Source organism: Amycolatopsis roodepoortensis (genome assembly GCF_014873915.1).
Classification (GTDB): Bacteria; Actinomycetota; Actinomycetes; order Mycobacteriales; family Pseudonocardiaceae; genus Amycolatopsis; species Amycolatopsis roodepoortensis.
Map to the genome: position 1 here is coordinate 186,923 of NZ_JADBEJ010000004.1, position 22,414 is coordinate 209,336.

The window sequence follows — 22,414 nt, forward strand, 5'->3', positions numbered from 1 at the left end:
CGGCCGCGGGCACCCGACGCGTTAGCGTTCAGGGGCACCGGGAACTGCATGCGTCTACTTTCGCTGTCCGAACATGAGGTTTTGATGACACGGGTGATGGTCGTCGAAGACGACGAGAATCTGCGGCTCGCGCTGGTCACGCAGCTCCGCGCGGCCGGCTACGCCGTCGACGAGGCCGGTGACATCGCGACCGCGGACCGGCTGCTGCGCGGAACCCACCACGACTGCGTGGTGCTCGACCGGATGCTGCCCGACGGCGACGCCATCGAGTACGTCCACATGCGACGGCAGCTGGGCTGGCGCGCGCCCGTGCTGTTCCTCACCGCCCGCGACGCGCTCGCCGACCGCGTGGCCGGGTTCGAGCACGGCGGCGACGACTACCTCGTGAAGCCGTTCGTGATGGCCGAACTGACGGAGCGGGTGGCCAACCTGTGTCACCGGTCGGCCTTCGACCGGCCCTCGGTGCTGCACCACGAAGACCTGGTGATGGACTGCGCGCGGCGCGAGGTGCGCCGGGCGGGCGTGCTGCTCACCTTGACCAACAAGGAGTACGCGGTGCTCGAATACCTGCTGACCAGGGCGGGCCTGCCGGTGCAGCGGGCCGACCTGATCGAGCACTGCTGGGACGCGCAGGCCGATCCGATGTCCAATGTGGTCGATGTGGTGGTGAAGCGGTTGCGCCGCAAGCTGAAGGAACCCGAACTGATCCACGCCGTCCGAGGCCTCGGCTACCGGCTGGGCTCGCGGTGAACACCCATTCCTCGGCCGATCGGCTGCGCAGGCTGCGCTGGACGCTGACCGCGTTGTTCACCGTGATGAACACCCTCGGGCTGGTCGTCTTCGCGTGGCTGCTCATCGCCGAGGACAGTGACCAGGGCGAGGAACGGATCGACGCCGCGCTGACCCAGGTCACCTCGTCGGTCAGCAGGCAGGTCGCCTACGAGGACGGCACCATCGGGTTCGGCCTGGTCAACACCGACGTGCTGAACGACCGCTGCCCCCAGTTCGCGATCCTGCCCGGCGGGGCGCCCGCGTTCCAGCCGCATTTTTCGCGGGCGAACTGCGTCCCGATGAGCATGCAACTGCTGAACGGGCTCGCCACCGAAGCGGTGAAGACCGGCAAGCTGGTGCAGGGGCATCAAAAGGCGTCGAACGGCGACCTGGTCAAGGTCCGCGCCGAACCGCTGCGCGACGGTGACGGCAAGACCTTCGCGGCCGTCGTCGCGGTGCAGTCCACCGAGGCCGAGGATTCCGCGCACACCACATTCACGCTGCTGGTGATCGGCGGCACCGTGCTGCTGGTGGCGATCCTGGGCTTCGCGGGGCACCTGCTGTCCGGGCGCTCGATCCGCCCCGCGGCCGCAGCCCTGCAGCAGCAGGAGGTCCTGCTCGCCGAAACCGCGCACGACCTCCGCACCCCGGTCGCCGCCCTGCGCGCGCTCGCCGAAACCGCGATGGCCAACCCCGCGCAGTCGGCGGAACTCCTGCCGCGCACCGTCCGCCTCGCCGCGAGAATGGGCGGGATCATCGACGACCTCCTCGTCCGCGCCCGGCTGGCCGCCGGCGTGGAACAGCTGAGCATCCAGCCGATCTGGCTCGATCAGCTGGTGGTGGGCATCGTCGAGGACACCGCGACCGACGGCGCCGAAGTCACCGTCACCGCCGCGCCCACCAAGGTCAACGCCGACCCCGCGCTGCTGCAACGGGCGATCGGCAACCTTCTCGACAACGCCATGCGTTACGGCCGCCACCCGGGCTCGAAGGCGTTCGTGCACCTGACCGTCGCCGGCGGCACCGTGACCGTCGCGGACCACGGCCCGGGTATCGACACCGCGCTGGCGGGCGAGGCGTTCGACCGGTTCGCCAGCACCGGCGGGTCTTCCGGGCTGGGGCTGTCGATCGTGCGATGGGTCGCGCAGGCGCACGGAGGCACGCTCGCGGTGTACAACGCGGACGAGGGCGGCGCGATCTTCGAACTGCGGTTCCCGGTCAGCCCGAACTGAGCGCGCTAACCCGGTTCGACGGCGGTACCTCCCAGCAGCGACCGGAACTCGAATGAGGGCGGTTCTCCCGCGTCGCGACGCGCGAATTCCTGCGCCCAAAGGGCGAAGGTCCGCGTCCACATCGAGCGGAGGAGGGCGTGTTCCTCCGGTTCGAGGCGCCGCGACTCCTCCCTCGCCTTGTCGTAGACGGCCTGGATGGCGTCGTAGAGCGCGAAGATCGGCCCGTCACCGCGAAGTGCCCGTGAACGCTTGATCTCGGTGAGTTCGACGTAGCCGGCCTCGTCCAGCACCGTGACGTCCTCTCCCATGGCGAACAGCACCTCGTGGACATGCGAGGCGTCCTCGTCGATCCGTCCGGTCCTCAGGTTGAGAAGATGACCGGTCAGGCCACCCTCCGGAGTTCCGTCGACCCGGTAGGTCAAGCCGTGGTAGCGGAAGAACATCGGCAGTTCGTCCGCCAGCGGGTTCTCACTCACGGTCTTTCCCTTCGTCGTCTTCGCGGCCGTCTTCGTCGTCCGCGGTCATGCCCCGGTTCGTCGCCTCCTGGAACAGTTCCCGTTCACGCCTGAGTATCAGTGCTTCGATCGCCGTCTCCTCCGGAGTCACCGCGCGGTCCTGTTCCCTGCTCACGGCCGCGAAGTCCCGCCGCACCTCGTAGAGGCTGTGTTCGTAGCGTGCCACCTCGTCGATGGACTTCAGATGCAGCCTGAATTCGGCGATATGACCGCTCGACAGGCGTACGGACATCTGGATGTCCCGGTAGCCGCTCTTCTGTGGTCCGGCGAAGCGGTCTTCCAGGTACACGATGCTGATCGGCGACCCCTCCGAGGCCAGCCGGGCATGCAGGATCGCCAGCGCCCGATAGACGTCGGCGACGGTGTCGAACCGCACGAGGGCACCGACCACGTCGGTCAGCACGGAGCCCGTGCCGTCGTCCTTCGCCAGCTTGTCCAACGCGCGCACCCGGCTCTTGACCTTGTCCCGGTATTTGGCGATCCCGCCCGCCTCCGCCGCCAGCCAGTCCGCCAGTTCGTTCAACTCGTCCTGGTTCGAGCGCCACGACGCCTCCAGTCCGGACAGGAACTCGTTCTGATAGGCCCGGAGCTGCGCCGGCGTCGAACCGGAGGGTGGGGCGTAACCGAACTGGCCAGGCTGTACCCGCCGGTCCTGCTCGGGAATCCCGGACACCGCGTCCTCCACGGCCTGCCGCTGGAAATCGGTCAGCTCGATCGGACCGGGCCGCGGTGTCTCCCGGTGTTCGCGGAGAATGTCCTCCGCGCCCCTGGCTTCCAGTTCGGCCAGTGATTCCAGGACGATCTCGACCGCCTCCGGGTATTGGAGCACATTTCCCAGCGTCTGCGGCCTGGCCAGCAGGGAGTTCAGCAGGAACGGTGTCCGGAGAAGCGTTTCCACGAACTCCGGATGTCGTGGCAGCAGCCTGGCGATCGCGTCGCCGATGTGGAATGGGACACCGTCGACCTTGATCCGCGAGTCCGGGTCCCGCCCGCTGATCTCGTTTCCCCGCCGCAGCGCGTCTTGGACGTCGGCGCGACCGAGGAATTCCGCCGTTTCGTCCCGGCCGGGGTTGATCACCGCGTCCAGGGAACTGGGCGTACCCGCGCTCTCCGGCCCGGATTCCGCCGACGGCAGGTTGCCCGGCGCCGGCACCTCGACCGGTGCCGACGCACCGGGCGTGAACCTGGCCCACCCCTTGCCGCCGGGGAATCCGTGCACTCGCAACGATCCGTCCGGCATCACGTCCAGCCTCGCCATCGGCGCGATCACTTCGGCACCCAGCGCGTCGGCGTACCGTTGCGCCCAACCGGACGATCCGGAATGGCAGGAGTTCAACTGGACCGGACACCCAGGTGTGTAGTACGGACTGGCCAGCGTCGCCTCGGCCACCTGCTCGGGGCTGAGCATGAAGATCTCTTCGATGGCCCGCATCTGCTCTTGGGTCAGGCGGCTGTCCACGGTCAGGCTGAGGCCGGGGATCGGGTGGCCGTTCCCGCTACCGTGCAACGTGACCACGTAGGCTCGCGCGCCGTCCGGGCGCTGGGCGATCATCACCCGCATATGCGCGTTACGGGTGGTCATGTCGTCACCGATCGACATCCCGCCAGGCGCGTAGAGAACGCCCTCGCCGGTGACCACGGCTCCGTCCCACGGCCCAGGGGCGACCTTCCGCCGGGCTTCGATCCACCGTGAGCCGCCCACTTCGTCGTGCCGTGACGCACCCATCGATGCGGGGCCGGGTGACTCGCCGAAGGTGATCTCCCCGGTGTCCGGATCGATCCGGGCGGTCGTGTACCGGCCGTTCGGATCACGGGGTGGCAGACCTTGCGGACGACGACGGCGAGGGCCCTGTTCGTCGGTGTTCCGCGGCCGGATGACGTCGGAGGGCCCGCTCTTGGGCGGTTTGAGCTCGAGGGCGCTGTCGATCGTGTTCGGGACTCCGAGGAGGCGCACGGCGAGAAGGATCCCCATGAGGATGCGGCGCCCGGAGGACAGCACAGGGGCGTTGGCCGCTTCCATCGCCCGTTCGATCGCGTCGGGTTCGTTCGGGCTCGCGGGAATCTCACCCGACGGCCCCGGCAATGGGCTCGGGAGGGCACCCGGCGGCGCGGCCGGATCCCCCGGACGCAGGGTCTCCGTCTCGAAGAGACCGCGAGCGAAGGTGTTGCCGCGATGGACCCGGTCCCGGCCGGGTGTGCGGCGCCCGGTGTTGAGGTCGTAGGCGTGCACGACCACCGGCTGCCCGTCCACGACGAAATCGAGCGTGAGGTTGGGGACCACCCACCCGGAGTAATGCGACGGTCCGCCCGGCGCACGGCCCTGCCCGTCGAGGGAATACGACGGTGAGGTGCGCAGCCGGAACCGTCCGAAGTGGTCGCCGAGGATCTCCTGTTCCCTGGCGACGACCTCCTCTGCGAAGATCTGCTGGATGAAGATCCCCCTCAGCGCGGGGGTCATCGAGCCGTTCCTGACGTGTTCGGCGATCTTGCGGGCCCGCTCGGACTCGGCGGGAACGAGCCCTTCCGCGAGCTTCGCGAATTCGCGGGCGGCGTGGTCGGCGGTCTCCTGCAACGCGGACCGGATTCGCGAGCGAACCCAGTGGGCCTCCAGGATTCTGGCGACGTCGCGGACGCGGACCGGCCGCGAATCGGCGGGCAGCAAACCTTGTTCGAGCAGGATCAGGCGCAAGTCGTTCCACGCCAAGCCCGCCTCGGCCATCAGCGTGCGGAGCGCGGTCTCGCTGCGGAGACTGAGGAGCAACTGGCTCCGCGTGAACGGGTGCTGGGGCAACGGATGCTCTTGCCGGGCCGGATTGCCCGGGTGGTAGAACCGCTCCGCGTGCGAGGAGGGTTGCACCGGCGGCCCCGGCGGTGGTCCGGGAGGGTTGCTCGGCGGCCCCGCGGGTGGCGACATGTCGACGTCCACGTCGCCGGTGCCCAGGGTGAACCGAGCTCGGCCTCGCCATGGTGGGTTCTCGGGATCGTCCGGTGGAGGGCCCGGCTTACCGGACTGGTCCGGGTCCGCCTCTTCTTCATGACGTTTGCGGATCAGTTCCACCGGGCCGCTCTTGGGCGGTTTGGTCTCCATGGCGCTGTCGATCGTGTTGGGCAGGCCGAGGAGCCGGACGGCGATGAGCACTCCCATGAGGAACCGCCGCCGGAGCGAGATCGCGCCGGCGGTCTCCGCCTCCATCGCCCGACGGATGGCCTCCGGATCCTCTTGCCCGGCACGGGTTTCGTCGGGCAGCGGATTCCCTGAAGCGGCGGGTGGCAACCCCTGGGGACCTGGCGGATTCGGGGAGGCGGCGGCGGACGGTCCGTCCGGATCCCGCCGGGCGACGACGGTGAACCGCAGGCCGTTCCACTGGAGGACGGCGTCGGCACCGGCGGCGATCGCGCCGTCGACCTCGCCGGTCAGTTCGTTGCTGAACACGGCGATGACCAGCGCATCGGGGCCCGCGTCCCGCCGGTGCTTTTCGATCTGCTTGACGATCGACGTTTCGCTGTTCGCACCGACGTTCTTGACTTCGAACCGGACCTCGACGGGGTTTCCCTCGTGTGCGCTGTCCTCGAGCACTCCGTGGACATCGATGTCGGTGTCACTGGTCTTGATGCCGAGCCCGGTGACCCGCAGGCCGGTCAAGCCCAACTCGGCGAGCTGGTCCGGGGTGAGCTCGGTGAGGGCGAGAGCCACCCGGAGCTCGCCTTCGAGGCCGGTGAGATTCGCTTGGTCACCGTTCAGCTGTTCCCGGGTCGCCGGGGCGCCCTCGGCCAGCAGGCCGAGGGCACGCTGCAGATGCTTGCGGACGCTTTCGCCGATCTTGTCGAGACCCGGTACCCCGTTGACGGCCAGATGATCGAGGATCTTGCGGAGGTGGGTTTCCAGCGTCAGCGGCAATTCGGCGTTCTTGCCCTCGGCTTCGGCGGTCTCCGTCAGCTCGGCGCTGAGCCCACCGAGCTTCCGCAACTCGGTTTCGGCCACCGCCCGGCCATACGGACGCGGCTTCTTCGCGGCCACTTCGCGGATCGCGGCGCCGGCCCGGGCGGTGAACACCTCCAGCGGTGTCACCTGCGACATCCCGGTCGCCCGGTTCGCCAGCATGGCCCGGATCTGTTCGGCATACAGGGCCTTGAGCTGCTCTTCGAGCGGACGGGTGGTCCGGTCGCGAGGAATCAGTTGCGCGAGAACACTTTTGAGCAGGCCTTCCAGTTTCCTGCCCGCGACTGCCGGGCCGGCCTCGCGGACGGCTTCCTGGACGTCCGGCGGCAGACCGTCCCACGCCTCCTCCACCTCGGGCGACAGGTCATCGGGATTCTCCGGTGGTGTTTCCTCGTTTTCGTTCCGCAACGGGCCGTTCTTCCCGCCGGACGCTCGCGGGGACGACGCCGGGACGAAAACCGGTGCTGAGGGAAGGACAGGCTCTTCCCCCGGAGTCGCCGGTTCCGCCGGATCACCTTCGGCGGGACCGTCAGGGTCGTCCGGTGGCCCCTGCTCGTCGGGAACCTCGGCGGGCAGTACGGGTACGTCGGGCGCGGGCTCGGACGGGACTTCCGACGGCGTGGTCTCCCCGTCCTGGCCGGGCTCCGTCCCCGGCTCGGACCGGTTCGGTTCACCCTCCGTCGGCTTCGCGTGCGGAGTCCTTCCCGGAACGTTGGCAGGGCCCGGCTGCGCCGGATTGGCCGGTGCGGAAGTGCTCTGGCTCGATCCGCCCTGGGCCGGACCCGGTTGAGCGGTGGCGCCCGAAGCTTGGGCATGACCGGGTTGGGCCGTCGCCTGGGTGGAAGCCGCGGGCGTCGAGGCCCCGTGCCCGGACGAGGCTTGCCCAGCACCGGACTGTGCCGAATCAGGCGTCGTGGACGACACCGATGTCTGCGCCGGCGTACTCGTACCGCTTCGGGACGTGTGCTCCACGGCTGAAGCCGAGGACGAGTGGCTCGACGCTGCCGTACTGGCGCTCCGATCGCTCGATGAAGTGTCGGTGTCCGCCCGGTTTTCACCACCGCTGAAAGCATCCGCGCCCCTGCCGGGTCCCGTCGCCGCGGCTGAATCGGAACCTGTCGACGAGGCTCCCGTCGAAGTCGAGGCACCGGGGTGAGCACCGGCCTCCTGGCCCGCGCCGGTCGCCTGCGATGCACCGGATTCCCCCGCGACCGCGGCGGAGGCACCCTGTCCCACACCGACCGCGGCGGTTTCCGGAGCCATGGCCGAAGGCGGAGTCGGACCACCGGGCGGGTTCCCGGTCTTCGCCACTTCTCCCGGTCCGGTGGAGACGTCCTGACCGAAGACCGCGTTGTGCGCCTGCACACCGGCGAGGTGAGCGTTTCCCCGAATGGGGCCGATCGCCCCCGAGGTGAGCCAGTTCTCCTTGATCGACTTCTGGTAACCGGACACGTCGTCCAGCGCGCCCCAGTTCCCGTTCACCATGTTCTCCGCCGCGTAGCTGGAGATCGGTGAGGAGATCGCGTTCGTGGTGAAGGAGCTCACGGCGGTCGAAACGTGTTTGCCGACCGGGTTGTCCAGCGCGTTCTTGCCGACGTCGGTCTTGCGGATCCCCTTGCCGAGCAACGCACCTGGCGTTCCGACCACGGCGCTCACCGGTGCGCCGACCGCTCCCGCGACGGCGTTGGTGAAGCTCTCCTTGACGTTGAAGCCGTCCTGATACCCCTGCGAGATGTTGAGGCCCTGCTCGATACCGTTCGTGAGTACCTCGTCTCCCGCCTCCTTGATCGGGATCATCACGACCTTCCCGGCCTTGGCCGCCCAGTTGCCGAGGCGGCCCCCCAGGCTCGCGATCTTGACCAGGCTCGCGAGCCGGAGCGCCATCCTGGACGCGAACAGCCACGGCCCGCCGGGAATGGCGAACATCAGGGCGAAGTCCACCGCCGCGTGGATCAGTTCCGATCGGATCTGATTCCGCGCCCGCGCGACCTGCTCGCCGTACTGGTGGCAGAACTCCCCGATCCGGCGCATGCTGGCGGCGAGGTCCTCGTAGCCTTCGCTGCCGCCTCCGTACTGGCCCTTGTTGACCTCACGGATGAGGGCGTACATGTCGTAGCCGTTGGCGTCCGGCCAGGTCTCCTTGATCCGCTCGCCCGCCCGGGCGGCGGCCCCCACCGCCAAGTCGAGGGCGTCCGCCCCCGCGATCCAAGCGTCGCCCAGCGCTTTGGCCGTGTCCGGATCGTCGGGCGGCCAGATGTCGTCGACGACCCCGCCTGCCGCGTTCCACGCGCTGACGGTCCAATCCCACAGAGTGCCGCCGACACCGGCGGCCGCCTCGCCGACGCCCGAGAACGGGAGATTCACGGAGGGATGGGACATCGTCTTCGCCCGCTCAGCTTCCGAGGATCTGGGTCGCCTCGGTCTGACCGTCCTCGTAGACGTTCGCGCCGGTTCTTCCGTTGGTCGCCACGTTCCCGTAGTTCACCGACACGGAATCGGCGCTCTTGAGCAAGAGAGGGGTGTTGGTCTTGCAGTCCTGGAACATTTCCCCCATCTTCCCGCCGCCCAGTTGCTTCGTGAGCTCTTCGATCGTGCCGCGCAAAGGCGCCCACTTCGTCTGGAAGCCGGACCCCGCGGCACTCAGCGCGTCCAGTTCCCGCCTCGTCTCCTCGAGGTAGATGTCGATCCGGCCATCACCGTTGCGGTCCGTCGCCACGCCGCTCACCGCCCGCCGGCGCGCTCGTCGAGCCGGTGCAGCAACGGCCCGAACCGCAGGTCCGTTCCCTCCGCAGTCGCCCCCTCCGGCAGGAAGCCCGCGGCGATGGCCAGCCCCTTCTCCTGAGACTCGGCCGCCGCCCGGTGCATGGTCTCGGTGATGCTCTCGGCCAGCGCGGCCGAATCCAAGGTCCGGTAGACACGAGGGTCCAGCCACAGCTCGATCAGCTCACCCGCGCCGCCGACCGTCACACTGATCAACCCGTCGCCGGAATCCGCGGTGGCGCGGATCCCGGCCATCCGTTCCTGCATCGTCCGGACGTCCTCGGCAAGCCGTTCGTAGTCGGCGTACATGTCCGCCCCCGGAAACAGCGCTTCCACGGCCCCTCCTAGATCGCTTACGGCCAGTCTTGCCTCCGGACCGAGCGCGAACGACGCGGTGGCCGCTTGCGGCCACCGCGTCGTTCCGGCTCATGACCGGATCGACGATGGCGGAATGAGACGACTCCGGATGTCCGCCGTCGCCGCCGTGGTGGCCGCGACGGCCGTTCAGTCCTTCGCCGGTGCGGGGACGGCGCACGCGGCACCGCCGCCCGGTGCCTGCCGGGACCCGGAACCCGCGCGAGCGGCGGTTCCCGTCCAGCCGTGGGCTCAGCAATCTCTTGCTCCCCAACGCGTTTGGCCGTACAACCGCGGCGCGGGAGTGCTGGTGGCGGTGGTCGACTCCGGGGTCGACGCCGACCACCCACAGTTGGCCAGGCCGGGCAAGGTGCGCGCGGGCCGGGACTTCTACCTCGCCGGTTCGCTGCCGGGAACGTTCGACTGTGTGTCGCACGGCACCGGGGTCGCGGGGATCATCGCCGCCGATCCGGTGGCCGGTATCGGTTTCCACGGGATCGCACCGGACGCGGAGATCCTGCCGGTGCGGATCAGCGACCGTGACGTCGGCAGCCAGGGCGAGTCCCTGCGGATCGATCCCCAGGTGGTCGCCAACGGAATCCGCTACGCCGCCGACCAGGGCGCCAAGGTGATCAACCTGTCCCTCGCCGGGCACGAGGATTTCGCCGTCATCCGGGACGCGGTCGCGCACGCCGTGGCCAGGGACGCGCTCGTGGTCGCCGCCGCGGGCAACACGCAGCGCGACACGGCTTCCGAGATCCCCTCCTTTCCCGCCGCCTACGACGGGGTTCTCGGCGTCGGCGCCGTCGATATCGACGGGGCGAGGATGTCCGGCTCCCAGATCGGCCGGTACGTGGACCTCGTCGCGCCGGGCGCCAAGGTGCTGGCCCCGACACGAGCGGGCGGGCACGCGTACGCCGACGGCACGAGCTATGCCGCGCCTTTCGTTTCCGGTACCGCCGCCCTGGTCAGATCGGCCTGGCCCAGACTGTCCGCCCCGGAGGTGGCGCGCCGGCTGATGGCGACCGCGAACCCGGCGCGCGGCGGCCTCGGCAGCCCGGCGTTCGGCGCCGGCCTGGTCGATCCCTACCGGGCGGTCACCGATGGGCTGGACACGGCGAACCCGGCCACCTTGCCCGCGTTCGTCCCCGCGCCACCGGACCAGGCACAGCTCGATCTGATCGCCGCGCGCGAAGAGACGGGCACCGTGGCGAAATGGCTCACCGCCGCGGTATGCGGCGCGATCGTGCTCGCCGCACTCGTGGCACTGGTGCTTCCACGCGGTCGCCGTCGCGGCTGGCGGCCCGGCCTCGCGGCCCCCGTCTCCGCTGAGCCGAAGGTGGACGAACCGCCGGAACAGATCTTCCTGATCTCCGGGAGATGACCGGAAAACCGAAGCCCCGGCGCGAGATTCGCGCCGGGGCTTCGTTTCGACCGGTTTCGTCGCTAGGAGTTGACGATGTTGCTGACCCGGGCTTCACAGCTCTGGCCGATATGTGACACGTTGCCGTAGTCGCAGCCGCTCTGGTTCATGCCGTCGACGTGGTAGCCGGTCCGCTTCTGCATCAGGGCGAACTGCTGGCCCATCTCCTCGGCGTTGTTCCCGCCCCAGCCCGCGCCGATGGTGTTGCGCATCCTGGCGACCTGGTCCTCGGCCGCCTGCCCGATCTGCGCCGCGGTGTTCTGGATGTCCCGGCCGGCCGTGTTCATGGCCTCGTAGACGATCTTGAAGTGATCTCCGCCGTTCATAAGCCCGTCCTTTCAGACCTAGGGGTTGATACCGCTGTCGATGGCGCCGCCGCCGGCGAAGTTCTGCTTGGCGAACGTCTGTGCCGCGTCGCCTTGGAAGCCACCGGTGACGTTCACCACCGAATTGCCCTTTTCGACCAGTGACTGCGCGAAGGCGTGGACCTGGTCGTAGATCTCGGAACGCCCTTGATTCTGAGACAAGGCCGCGTTCTGAACGATCCCCGCGAGGCCACCACTGATGTTGTCGTAGTCCCGTCCCTGGTGGGATCGGTGCGCGCTGAGCTGGTCCTGCTGACTGCTGTCGGTGTTGTTGATCAGGTTCTGCACGATCCCGAAGTCGAAATCGACCAATCCGCCGTTGCCCATCACCCCTCCGTTTCTTCAGTCGCTTTCCTGACGGAGATCAGCTAACCCCCCGGAGCGGGTGGATTCGACCGGTGCGGCACGTTCCTGCCATCGCCCCCGGCGGAAGCCGTTGTTCGCGAACGATCGGTGAGTATGGCGACAGTCGTGGTGAAGAGGCCGGCCCGTAAACCGGCGCCGGAGATGCCGGCCGGTGAACTGCTCCTGCAGGCTCCGCCGGAGATCCCGCCCCCGCCGGGGCGGCAGTGGACCCAGGTGCTCACGGTGCTGCCGATGGTGGCCATGATGGCCGCGATGCTGCTGATGTACTCCGGCAGCATGGCCGGCTCGATGCGGTTCGTCATCTTCGGGATGATGGGCGTCGGCATGCTCGGCATGGTCGCCATGAGCTTTCTGCAGGGCGGCGGCCCGAGCAAACGGGAAATGGGCCATGCCCGCCGCAAGTACCTGCGGCACCTCGCCCAGCATCGCCTGCGGCTGCGCCGTTCGGTGCGTGGCCAGCGCCGCACGATGGAGTACCTGCACCCGGATCCGGCGTCTTTGTGGTCGCTGGCGGCGAGCTACCGGCTGTGGGAACGGCGCAAGGACGACCAGGATTTCGCCATCGCCCGGATCGGGACCGGACCGCAGGCCCCGGCCGCCACGCTCGTCGCCCCGGACACCAAACCGCTGGAGGAACTCGAACCGCTGTCCGCGCTCGCGCTGCGCCGGTTCATCGCCACCTATTCCACCGTCGGCAGGCTGCCGATCGCCATCGCGGTCAACGGTTTCAGCCGGATCCACCTGCGCGGCGATCGCGCCGCCGCACTCGGTCTGCTCCGTGCGGTACTCGCCCAGCTGGTCACCCTCCAGTCACCCGACGACGTACGGATCGCCATCTGCGTGAGCGAAGACCGCCGTCCGGACTGGGAATGGGTCAAGTGGCTGCCGCACGCGTTGCATCCCGAGCGGACCGACGCGCTCGGCGCGCTACGGCTGGTGGCGCCGTCGGTCCAGGCACTGGAATCGATGCTGGAAGAGGAACTCTCCAAACGACCGAGGTTCGATCCGGAGGCCGACATCCGCGTACCCGGCCCGCATCTGGTGGTCGTGCTCGACGGTGGCGCCGTCGCCGGCTCCGATCACCTGATGACCGGCGGCGGCGTCGAGGGAGTGTCCATAGTGGACCTGACCACCATGCCGCCGAGGGCCTTGGATCGCACCACCGTCGTGCTCGACGTGGACGCCGACGGTGACCTGGTCAGTGAGACCAGTGACGGTGAAGCCCCGCTCGGGCGCGCCGATTTCCTCGGCGTGGTCGCGGCCGAGGGGCTTGCCCGGCAGCTGGCCCCGTTACGGCTGACGGCCGGGCTGCGGGGCGACACCCCGATGAGCACCGAGCTGGGCCTCGCCGAGCTTCTGGATCTGGGTGACCCGTACGAGTTCGACCCCGCCGACACCTGGGAGCCGCGGCCGAACCGGGACCGGCTGCGGGTGAAACTGGGCATCCAGGCCGACGGTGTCCCGATCGAAATCGATCTCAAGGAGTCCGCGCAGGACGGGATGGGGCCGCACGGGCTGCTGATCGGCGCCACCGGTTCCGGCAAGTCCGAGTTGCTGCGGACCCTCGTGCTCGCCCTCGCCGTGACACATCCCCCCAGTTCGCTGAACTTCGCGCTGGTGGACTTCAAGGGCGGCGCGACCTTCACCCGGCTCGACACCCTCCCGCACACCAGCGCGGTGATCACCAACCTCGCCGACGAGCTGCACCTCGTCGACCGGATGACCGACGCGATCAACGGCGAGCTGATCCGCCGCCAGGAACTGCTGCGCGCGGCGGGCAATTTCTCCTCGCTGCGTGACTACGAGAAAGCTCGTGCCGCGGGCGCCCCGCTTCCCGAGGTGCCGACCCTTCTGGTGATCTGTGACGAGTTCTCGGAACTTCTGTCCGCCAAACCGGACTTCATCGACATGTTCGTCCAGATCGGACGAGTCGGCCGTTCGCTGGGTGTCCACTTGCTGCTGGCCTCGCAACGGCTCGAAGAGGGCAGGCTCCGCGGCCTGGAAACCCACCTGTCGTACCGGATCGGCCTGAGGACCTTCTCCGAGATGGAGAGCAGGGCCGTGCTGGGTGTCACCGACGCGTTCAAGCTGCCGCGGGCACCCGGGCACGGATTCCTCAAGGTCGGCACCGACCAGATGGACCGATTCCGTTCCGCCTACGTCTCCGGGGTGTACCAGCGCGCCACCGGTGGCGGTGTCACCGCTTCCACCGGGGAGCAACTGATGCTGCAGGAATACACAACGAGCTACCTCGGCGCCGAGATCGACACGGGCGAAGAGGAGATGGACGACCAAGCGGCGGAGAACGACGCCGCGGTCGGCGAAACCCTCCTGGACATCCTGGTCGACCGGTTGGCAGGCCAGGGCGTGCCCGCGCATCAGGTCTGGCTGCCGCCACTGGCGGATTCGCCCACTTTGGACGGTCTGCTGCCCGAGCTGGTCGCCCACCCGCAACGAGGTCTCACCGCCGACTCGACCACGATGGCGGGGTCGCTCCGGCCGGTGCTCGGTACGGTGGACCGGCCCTTCGAACAACGTCGCGATCCGCTGGTGCTGGATCTTTCCGGCGCCGCTGGGCATGTCCTGGTCATCGGCGCCCCTCAGACCGGGAAGAGCACCATGGTGCGCACGCTGGTCACCAGTCTCGCGCTCACGCACACTCCCCGCGAGACACAGTTCTACTGCCTCGACTTCGGCGGCGGCACCCTGGCTTCGATCGCCGGGCTGCCGCATGTCGCCGGTGTCTGCGGCAGGCTCGACACCGGTGCCGTACGGCGGACCGTCGCCGAAGTCGCGACCCTGCTGGCACAACGCGAGCGGATGTTCGCCGAGCACCAGATCGACGGCATCGTCACCTACCGGAGGTTGCGAGCCGAGGGACAGTTCGCCGAACAGCAGCACGGCGACGTCTTCCTGGTGGTGGACGGCTGGCAGACACTGCGAAACGACTTCCCCGATCTGGAGGAGACGGTCGGCGACATCGCCGCGCGCGGTCTGTCCTACGGCGTGCACGTGGTGGCGGCCTGTTCGCGCTCGTTCGATCTGCGGATGAACGTCCGGGACCTGTTCGCCAGCAGGCTGGAACTGAAGATCGGTGATCCCATCGACTCCGTCATCGACCGACGCGCGGCGATGAGTGTTCCGCCCGACGCTCCGGGCCGCGGAATCTCCATGAGCGGGCATCAGATGCTCGTGGCGCTGCCCAGGATCGACGGCGTCACCGATACGGACGACCTGTCCAGGGGTGTGAGCGAACTCGTCGAGGCGGTCAAGGCCGCGTGGCCAGGCGCTCCCGCGCCTTCGGTGCGGCTACTGCCCGGCGTGTTCCCGTATGAGGAACTCCCCGCGAAGGACGAGATCACCGGGACGGAGGCCGGGCTCGCGGTCGGCATCCACGAGCACGACCTCTCCCCGATGCGGCACGACTTCGCGGCGGACCCGCACTTCTTCCTGCTCGCCGACACCCAATGCGGAAAGACCTCCTTCCTGCGGACGCTGGCCCGCCGGATCGAAACCACCTACCAGCCCTCGGAAGCCCGGATCGTGCTGGTGGACCACCGGCGCGGGCTCCTCGGTGAGATCGGCGACGAATACCTTCTCGGCTACGGCACCAACGACTCGCATAGTTCCGGGCTGATGACCGAGGTCGCCGCTTCGCTTGCCAAGCGGCTTCCGGGGCCGGACGTCACACCGGAGCAACTGCGGGCCAGGAACTGGTGGCACGGGCCGGAGATCTTCGTTCTGGTGGATGACTACGACATGGTGGCCACCCACGAGAACCACCCGCTGATGCCCCTCCTGCCGCTGGTCGCGCAAGGCTCGGACATCGGCTTGCACGTCGTGCTCGCCCGCCGTTCCGGTGGTGCCGGCCGCGGACTGTTCGAACCCTTTCTCACCCGGCTGAGGGAAGTCGGTACCCCTGGCCTGATGATGTCCGGCGACCGCGACGAAGGTCCGCTGCTCGGCGGGATGCGTGCCCAGGTACTGCCGCCCGGCCGCGGCTGGCTGATCGACCGTCGTGGGCACAAGGGCCTGGTCCAGCTCGCGTGGCTTCCGCCGCGGCATCCCTGAGGTATGGCCGGAAGCTGCCGGAGGCCCCACCGGGGCTCGTGGTGGTGTTTGGCTTTCGGTGCACGACTGGGTTTTCACCGCTGTTCCGGGAGGGAACATGGGAATCAACGCTTATTTGCCCGCCATCCAGAAGTTCGCCGACACGGTCTCGCAGCAGGCGTCGAGCCCGCCGAGTATCGACCGGCCGTTGAACGACGGCTGCGGTGAAATGGCGGAATGCGGGCTGCTCGCCACCGCCGACCGGGAAAGCACCGAGGCTCTGCGGAATTTCTTGACCGCCGCCGAGAAAGGTGTCCGTGGGTACATCTCCATCGCACGGCAAAGCCTGAGCACCTACCAGAACGCGAGCGAGGCCGCCGTCTGGGAGCTGACGAAGAGGTCACGGCCGGACGAATCCCGTGTCCCTGTCGAGGGACTGGCGCCCACCACGCTGGGACCGAGCCCGCTGGCGCCCGTCGCGGTCTTGCAGCCGGGAACGGGCACCGTGCTCGACCTCCTGCCGCATTGATTCCTCCGCGCCGAGCAACCCGGGAGTTTCGATGAGCTATTGCCAGACCCCGTTCAAAGACCAGGTGAGAATTCTCCGGGCCGAAATCGCGCACACCCGGCCCCGGCTCCATGCCGCCAAGAAGATGTGGACGGACGCCGAAAGATGGATCGACCGCACACACATGATGCTCCGGGACGCGGCGGACGTCGTGTCTTCGGGCTGGCTGGACCGGCCAGGGGAAGAGTTCGTGGATCGGCTGAGGGCCAACTGCCTCTACTCCTTCGGATCGTGGGGAGGTTTGGAAGGGTCGAAGGACACCAAACTCCCCTCGTTCGCGGGCACGCTGTTCGGTCAGCCGGTCGACGGCGGCATCACGGCATCGGGTGTGGTCACCCAGCTGGACATGGCCGACGCTCAGCTCGTGGTCGGCGCCTTCGTCGCGGCGGGTGAGATCTCCAAGGTCGAGCAGAACGCCGATTACACGCCTCAGGCCCAGGAGAACCTCGGCAGGAAACTGGACGAAATCGCGACCCAATATCGGGTGACCGCCCAGGCGATGCTCGCTGCCCGCGGTCGCGCCTGGGACGGTCCGAGCGCCGAAGCCGGCTCCGGCCTCCCCGACAACGGCGCGGTACCTTCGGCAGCCGGAACCGGCGGTCCGAACCAGAACGGCGCGCCGGTCGACCCGGGCACACCCGAGGTTCCGGGCGAGCCGAGCCCGCAGAATCCGCAAGAAAGCCCCAGCTCGCTCGAACAGGCTTCGAACGCGCTGAGCGCGTTGAGCCAGGCCGCCGAGTCCGCGCAACAGTTGCTGGGCAACGGCTCCTCCGTGAACCTGCCCGACCCCAACGCGATCGATCCCGGGGATTGGACGCTTCCGCCTTACGACGGCTCCGCCTATCCGGGGCTCGAAGACCCTCTCGGCGCGCCGGGTGGCTCGGGTATGCCGAGCCTGGCGGGTGGCGGCGGCTTGCCGGGTTCCGGCGGTGGGCTGGGCGGCCTCGGCGGTATGCCCGCCATCCCGGACCTGAACGGTTCACCGGGAGGCGCGGCGGCAGGCGTCGGCTCGATGCCCGGGATCGCTTCCGCGGGAACGGCGGGAAGCTCCGGCTCCGCCTCGGGCGCCGGAGGAATGCCGCCACCGATGGTGCCACCCAACGGTGGCGGGAAGAACTCGCCATCGGGCATCAAACCGGGCGACGCGGAACACCCCGGCTCGAGCAGGCAGCGCGGGCCGAAGGGCGGTGGCACCCCCGGTGTCACGCTCCTCGGCCGGTCGCGAGGGGGCGGCACCCGGCCGGCCACGGCGCAACGCCGGTGGGACACCGAGAACGACACCGTCCAGTTGCTCGACGACGAGCTGTGGCAAGTGCAGGAAACGACCGATTCGCACGGCAAACCGGCGAAGTACCGCGCCGGACACTGAGGAGGGGGCATATGCCCGGAACCGAGATCAACGGCAACATCACCGCGATGAGCGCGGTGTCCCAGCAACTCAGCGCACCGGACCTGCCACCTTCACTGGCGAGGCTCGGCACCATGCCCAGCCTCGCGGGACTGTTCGAGGGCATCGCGATGTCCGTACTGGACAAGGCCGCGACCGCCAGCATGAGCGCGTTCATGGGGAAGGTGACCGAGGACATCGCGACCTTCTCCGGCAAGACCAGGACGGCCGCGATCACCTACAGCGCCGCCGACGTGGCCAGCGCACTGGAACTGGCAGGCAAGGCGACCAAGGTCATCAAGCAGGGCGTGGACTTCGTGAAACAGTCCTCGGCCGCCCAGCCCGGCGAAGAGAAACCGTCCACCACCGAACCCTCCGGCGAAAACCCGCCGGCCTCCGTCTGAGGAGCCGAACCATGACCGCCGTTTACAACGCGTTCCCCATGGAAGTTCTCATGGGGATGATCCGGGCCGAGTTCGCGAACGTTTCCACCCTTCACGACGCGGCGAGGATGTGGACCGAAGCACGGGCGTGGATCGAGGAAGCGCAAGTACAGCTCAACAGCAGGATCAGCGAGCTCACTCCTGAGTGGACAGACAACAACGGCCGCCAGCTCCAGGAGAAGATGGAGCGCTCGGCCGCCGAGCTGAAATTCTGGGGAGACCGCATCGACCTGGCCAAACCCGCGGAGACCTTGACGACGCTGGCGTCCGGGATCACGGAGACGCACGCGACGATGCTGGGGATGGAGGCCGCGTACTCGGCGGCCGTCGCGGCGTCGCTCCTCAATCCGTTCGCCGCCATGGAAGCCCTGGCCATCCAGCAGGCCGCCGGGAGCAAGATGACCCAGCTCGGCGGGGAGTTCGACCTGTCGATGCTGCAGGTGGTCGAAGCGTCCGGGATCAAGTCGCCCGACCATATGGTGCCGACGGCCGCCCCTTCCGCCGAAGGCAACACCCCTGCCGATTTCATCGCGGCCGCCCAAGCCGGCATGGACACGCTGAACGAATTCCAAGGGCTGGGCGAGTCACTGGGTGCCGGTGGCGGCAGCTCGGCCGTCTCTCTCCCGGAAATTCCTGGCTACGACGGCTCTTCCGGTGTTTCGCTCGCCGGCCTCGCTCCGCTGCCGCCCTCGGCGAACGCGCTCTCTCCGCTCGGAGGGCTACCCGGTGGTTCCGGCTCCGCGCCGGTCTCGGCGGGATTGCTGGGTGGTTTCGGCGTCGCGGGCGGTATGGCCGGGCTACCGGTGGCGGCCAAGCCGGTCGGGGCGAAGAAGGCACCCAGTCTCGCGTCCGAGGTCCTTCCGGGCACCGCCGCGTCGTCCGGCGCGAAGGCGAGCGCCAGCCCGATGTCGCCGATGATGCCGCCCAGCGCGGGCGGGCAGTCCACGGCGGGCACGCTGCGTCCCGGCTCGAGCGACCAGCCGACGGGACGAAACGGTGCGTCGCGCAGGACGTCGTCCGGCGGTAGCGACGGCGTTCCGGCGAAGCTGCGCGGCCGGGCCGCCAACGGCAATCCCGACGCGGGGTTCACGCTGACGCGCGGCCAGCGGCCGGGTGAGTCGGAGTCGGGTTCGGTGCAGATGCTCGACGAAGACCTCTGGCGGCCGACCTCCCGCTGAACCGCTTGTACGTGAAGGCCCCCTTCACTGCGTCCAGCGCAGTGAAGGGGGCCTTCACGTATTCGCGTATGTCGCGTGCTTGAAGGCGCAACTTGCGTGTTTGGAGGCGTAACTCGTGAGTTACGCCTCCAAACACGCGAGTTACGCCTAGGGACACGCGAATCGCGGTCAGCCGCCCAGGGTTTGCCGCCGCGCGGCGGCCGGGTCGAGGCTCGGGCCTTCGGGCAGCCGAGCGACCAAACCGGCGGGAAGGCGCACCGGGCGCGCCGACGGGTAGCCGAGCATCTTCAACACGTCGGGTGAAGCCAGCGGGTAGCGGCGCCCCATATCGGTCACGACGGTCAGCGTTCCAACGGCGGCAGAAGACGAGGGCATCGCCTCGACGACGATCGCGCTGCCGGGCGGCACGTGGACGCGGTCCGCGAGCGGGGTCCCGGTGGCGGTCCGGCGGGCGGTGGTGGACATCGGGTCCGCGGCGGGCATCGCGGGGTCGACGGTCAGCGCGGGGGTCGCGGAGCCGTCGCCGAAGGTGGCGCACACGGTGGCGTCCTGATCGCGCAGGCGAGCGATGGCCGGGCGGGTGGCGGGTGCGGCCCCCGCGTCGGCGCGGACCGGGTCCAGCTGCCGTGACATGGTCGCCAGCGAGGGCGGCAGCGGCACGGTCTTCGGTTCGGCGCCGGGATAGGCGGCGAGCATCTGGGCGCTCGCGCGCTGGACGTCGTACTGCAGTTCGGTGATGGGGCGCAAGGCATCCCGCTCGGCGAGGTAGTGCTGCTGCCCGCCGCCGGAGGTCTGCACCATCAGCAGCATCCCGTTCCGGATGTCGGTCCGGCCGGGCACCGCGGTGGACACCTCACCCGCGGCCGCGACCGGCAGCGGGCCGATCGGCGTGCCTTCCGGGAGCACGTCGAGCCACGCCCGGCCCACCCGCGCCCACGGCTCGGCGGTCAGCGCGAGCCCGGTGCCGACGGCGCCGTAGTCGTTGATCCGGTGCCGGTGCCCGCGCCACACGACGAACCGGTCACCGGTCGACGTCGATTCCACCAGCAGCGCCTGGTCCCCCAGTTCCGCGCCGCCCGACGGTGACGCGCCGGCCAGCAGGACCGATTCCTCGATCCGGCTGCCCGCCAGGTCGCTCGCGGGCGCCGAGCACAGCGACCACGATCCGGTGAGCAGCTTTTCCGGGCCGGGCAGGCCGTCCGGCGCGTCGGCGATGCCGATCCGGGGCCCTCGCGGGACTCCGGCGAGCGAATCGCGCGAAACCCGTTCCGTGGTGCCGTGTTCGCCGAGCAGCAACAGGGCGGACGCGTAGTTCGCGACGGGGTGAAGCCGTTCGTCGAGATAGACGTACCGCGTCCCGCTCTCCTTTTCCACGATGACGGCGGCGTTCTTGCGCCAGGCGTTGTTCCCGCCGGGCACGATCATCCCGTAGACCCCGACGCACGCCAGCGCCACGATCGCCAGCGCGACACTGGCGAACGCGGCACCGGACGGCCGCCGGAACGGTGGCTGCTCCGGATCGGTCTCCCTCGTCACGAGCGCGGAGATGGCGCGCTGCACCAGGAATTGGTACGCCTGCAGTTGATCCCGTTTGGACGCCATGGTTTCAGCCCCCCAGCCCGCGCACGTAGCCGTACAGCCCGAGCACCGAACACGCCACCGGGACGACGGCGATCGTCAGCAGGATCTCGAAGTATTCGGCGATCCGGCCGAGATACGGGTTGGCGGCGCGGGTGCTCAGCACGACACCGGAGGCGATCACGCCCGCCGCAACCGCCAAGGACAGCGGCCCGGCCACGACGAGCAGCAGCGAGCGGTCCGCCATGAGCGGGCCCGCCAGCAGGCAGCCGGCGCCGAAGATCCCGGTCACCAGCACCAGCAGCCGCTGCCGCAGGATCGGGTACAACCGCGCTCGCACCAGAAAACCGGCCGCGAGCAGGGCGACGAGCACGACCGCGGCCTCGCTGTCGCTGCGGATCAGCTGCAGCTGGCAGTACATGACGACGATCGCCGCGCCGCCCAGCATCCCGGTGAGCAGCGCGTCCGCCCTGGCGACGGCGGCGTGCACGAGCTCGAGCGGCGGCTGGGGATCGTCGCGGACCAGGTCCGCGGTCGAGCGCGGCAGCACCGGCATCGGCACCCGGCCGAGCCGCAGCGCCAGCGGCGCGAACGTGGTCGAGAGCACGAGGACCCCGCCGCCGATCACGGCCGCCGATCGATACCCGGCCAGGTCGTCGAAAGTGGCGAGCCAGCCGCCGAGCACCCCGAGCAGGCCGACGGTGGCGGCGCCCGCGAACAGTTCGGGCGCGGCGATCACCCCGAGATGGCCGACGACGGCCGCGAGCAGCAGCGCCGCGCTCGCCAGCAGCAGATGGCCGGCGGACAGCGCGCCGATCGGGTCGTCACCCGCCAGCAGGAGCCCGCCACCGGTGAAGGCGAACGGAAGCGCGACGGCGGCGAGCACCGCCCCGGCACCGGCGTCGCGCAGTGCCCGCGCGAGCAGGACACCGGCGGCCAGCAGCAGCGCGGAGACCGCCAGCGCCCAGGCCGCCGGTGACGTCCACGGCGGGCCGGCGCGCAGGACGGCGAGCAGGCCGAACGACATCGCCACCCCGCCGGCGGCCAGTCCGGCCTGCCGCGTGTGCCGCGGCCCCCATGCCTTGCCGGTGCGACCGGACCCGGTGGCGATCGCGTCCACCAGGTCGTCGTACTCGGGCTCGGGCCATTCGGCGCGGCGTGGCGTCAGATGGAGGATCTCCCCGTCCCGGACCCGGTGCGCGCCCAGCGTCCGGTCCAGATCGAAGGGGGTCCCGTCGGCGCGGCGCAACTGCCAGCCGCCGCCGGCGACCCCGTCGTCCGCCATCCCCTCACCCGCCCGCGCGAGCAGGCCGGGAAGGATTTCGGCGACGGACGCGTGTTCCGGCAGCGCCATGTCGATGCGCCGGTGCGGAGTGGTGATGGTGACCCTGACCAGGCCGGCAGTCTGCATGGGAAAAGGGTCGGCCAGCGACCCGCCCGGCGGGCCCCGGCGGCAGGAACCTGCCGCGGGGAAAGTACTCCGG

At 69.4% G+C, this 22,414-nt stretch carries 16 protein-coding genes; 8 read left to right on the forward strand and 8 right to left on the reverse strand.

Annotated elements, in window-relative coordinates; all coding sequences use genetic code 11:
• Positions 1 to 84 precede the first annotated feature (84 nt).
• Positions 85 to 750: a response regulator transcription factor gene (locus H4W30_RS11365; RefSeq protein WP_185927194.1), complete on the forward strand. Its 666-nt coding sequence runs from the start codon at positions 85 to 87 to the stop codon at positions 748 to 750.
• The gene (locus H4W30_RS11370; protein ID WP_192742815.1) at positions 747 to 2,003 is read left to right on the forward strand and encodes a sensor histidine kinase; all 1,257 of its coding nucleotides are present in this window, start codon (positions 747 to 749) and stop codon (positions 2,001 to 2,003) included. The genes H4W30_RS11365 and H4W30_RS11370 overlap by 4 nt, the downstream gene beginning before the upstream one ends.
• 5 nt (positions 2,004 to 2,008) lie before the next feature.
• Here H4W30_RS11370 and H4W30_RS11375 read toward each other — a convergent pair whose 3' ends face one another.
• Genes H4W30_RS11375 through H4W30_RS11390 form a run of 4 tightly spaced genes read right to left on the reverse strand, consistent with a single transcriptional unit; the run spans position 2,009 to position 9,554 of the window.
• Positions 2,009 to 2,479 (reverse strand): hypothetical protein, encoded by a 471-nt coding sequence (locus tag H4W30_RS11375; RefSeq protein WP_091599085.1) that lies wholly within the window; start codon positions 2,477 to 2,479, stop codon positions 2,009 to 2,011.
• Complete coding sequence (locus tag H4W30_RS11380) at positions 2,472 to 8,822, reverse strand: WXG100-like domain-containing protein (protein WP_192742816.1); 6,351 nt, start codon at positions 8,820 to 8,822, stop codon at positions 2,472 to 2,474. Before H4W30_RS11380 ends, H4W30_RS11375 begins: the two co-directional genes overlap by 8 nt.
• A gap of 28 nt (positions 8,823 to 8,850) precedes the next feature.
• Positions 8,851 to 9,174: a hypothetical protein gene (locus tag H4W30_RS11385; RefSeq protein WP_192742817.1), complete on the reverse strand. Its 324-nt coding sequence runs from the start codon at positions 9,172 to 9,174 to the stop codon at positions 8,851 to 8,853.
• A gap of 5 nt (positions 9,175 to 9,179) precedes the next feature.
• A complete protein-coding gene (locus H4W30_RS11390; protein WP_318780583.1) occupies positions 9,180 to 9,554 on the reverse strand; it encodes a YbaB/EbfC family nucleoid-associated protein in 375 nt (124 codons plus the stop codon).
• A 115-nt stretch (positions 9,555 to 9,669) separates the two neighbouring features.
• Here H4W30_RS11390 and mycP point away from each other — a divergent pair, with 115 nt between their 5' ends.
• Entirely contained in the window at positions 9,670 to 10,956 is a 1,287-nt protein-coding gene (gene mycP / locus H4W30_RS11395) for a type VII secretion-associated serine protease mycosin (RefSeq protein ID WP_225949284.1), read from the forward strand.
• Between the two features lie 62 nt (positions 10,957 to 11,018).
• Here mycP and H4W30_RS11400 read toward each other — a convergent pair whose 3' ends face one another.
• Together H4W30_RS11400 and H4W30_RS11405 are read right to left on the reverse strand one after the other, a co-directional pair.
• Positions 11,019 to 11,321, reverse strand: a complete 303-nt coding sequence (locus H4W30_RS11400; protein WP_192742818.1) for a hypothetical protein — start codon at positions 11,319 to 11,321, stop codon at positions 11,019 to 11,021.
• 18 nt (positions 11,322 to 11,339) lie between these two features.
• The gene (locus tag H4W30_RS11405; RefSeq protein WP_192742819.1) at positions 11,340 to 11,687 is read right to left on the reverse strand and encodes a hypothetical protein; all 348 of its coding nucleotides are present in this window, start codon (positions 11,685 to 11,687) and stop codon (positions 11,340 to 11,342) included.
• Between the two features lie 132 nt (positions 11,688 to 11,819).
• Between H4W30_RS11405 and eccCa the strand changes: the two genes are divergently transcribed.
• From eccCa to H4W30_RS11430, 5 genes are all read left to right on the forward strand, one after another.
• A complete protein-coding gene (gene eccCa, locus H4W30_RS11410; RefSeq protein ID WP_192742820.1) occupies positions 11,820 to 15,797 on the forward strand; it encodes a type VII secretion protein EccCa in 3,978 nt (1,325 codons plus the stop codon).
• A 97-nt stretch (positions 15,798 to 15,894) separates the two neighbouring features.
• Positions 15,895 to 16,305: a hypothetical protein gene (locus H4W30_RS11415; protein WP_192742821.1), complete on the forward strand. Its 411-nt coding sequence runs from the start codon at positions 15,895 to 15,897 to the stop codon at positions 16,303 to 16,305.
• 31 nt (positions 16,306 to 16,336) lie between these two features.
• Complete coding sequence (locus H4W30_RS11420) at positions 16,337 to 17,713, forward strand: hypothetical protein (RefSeq protein ID WP_192742822.1); 1,377 nt, start codon at positions 16,337 to 16,339, stop codon at positions 17,711 to 17,713.
• A gap of 11 nt (positions 17,714 to 17,724) precedes the next feature.
• Positions 17,725 to 18,135, forward strand: a complete 411-nt coding sequence (locus tag H4W30_RS11425) for a hypothetical protein (protein WP_192742823.1) — start codon at positions 17,725 to 17,727, stop codon at positions 18,133 to 18,135.
• Positions 18,136 to 18,146: 11 nt separating this feature from the next.
• Positions 18,147 to 19,352, forward strand: coding sequence for a hypothetical protein (locus H4W30_RS11430; protein WP_192742824.1), 1,206 nt, complete (start codon positions 18,147 to 18,149; stop codon positions 19,350 to 19,352).
• 168 nt (positions 19,353 to 19,520) lie between these two features.
• Here the strand turns inward: H4W30_RS11430 and eccB are convergent, their stop codons facing one another.
• Both eccB and eccD read right to left on the reverse strand, forming a co-directional pair.
• Entirely contained in the window at positions 19,521 to 20,954 is a 1,434-nt protein-coding gene (gene eccB, locus H4W30_RS11435) for a type VII secretion protein EccB (RefSeq protein ID WP_192742825.1), read from the reverse strand.
• A 4-nt stretch (positions 20,955 to 20,958) separates the two neighbouring features.
• Positions 20,959 to 22,341, reverse strand: a complete 1,383-nt coding sequence (gene eccD / locus H4W30_RS11440) for a type VII secretion integral membrane protein EccD (protein ID WP_192742826.1) — start codon at positions 22,339 to 22,341, stop codon at positions 20,959 to 20,961.
• Positions 22,342 to 22,414: the final 73 nt, after the last annotated feature.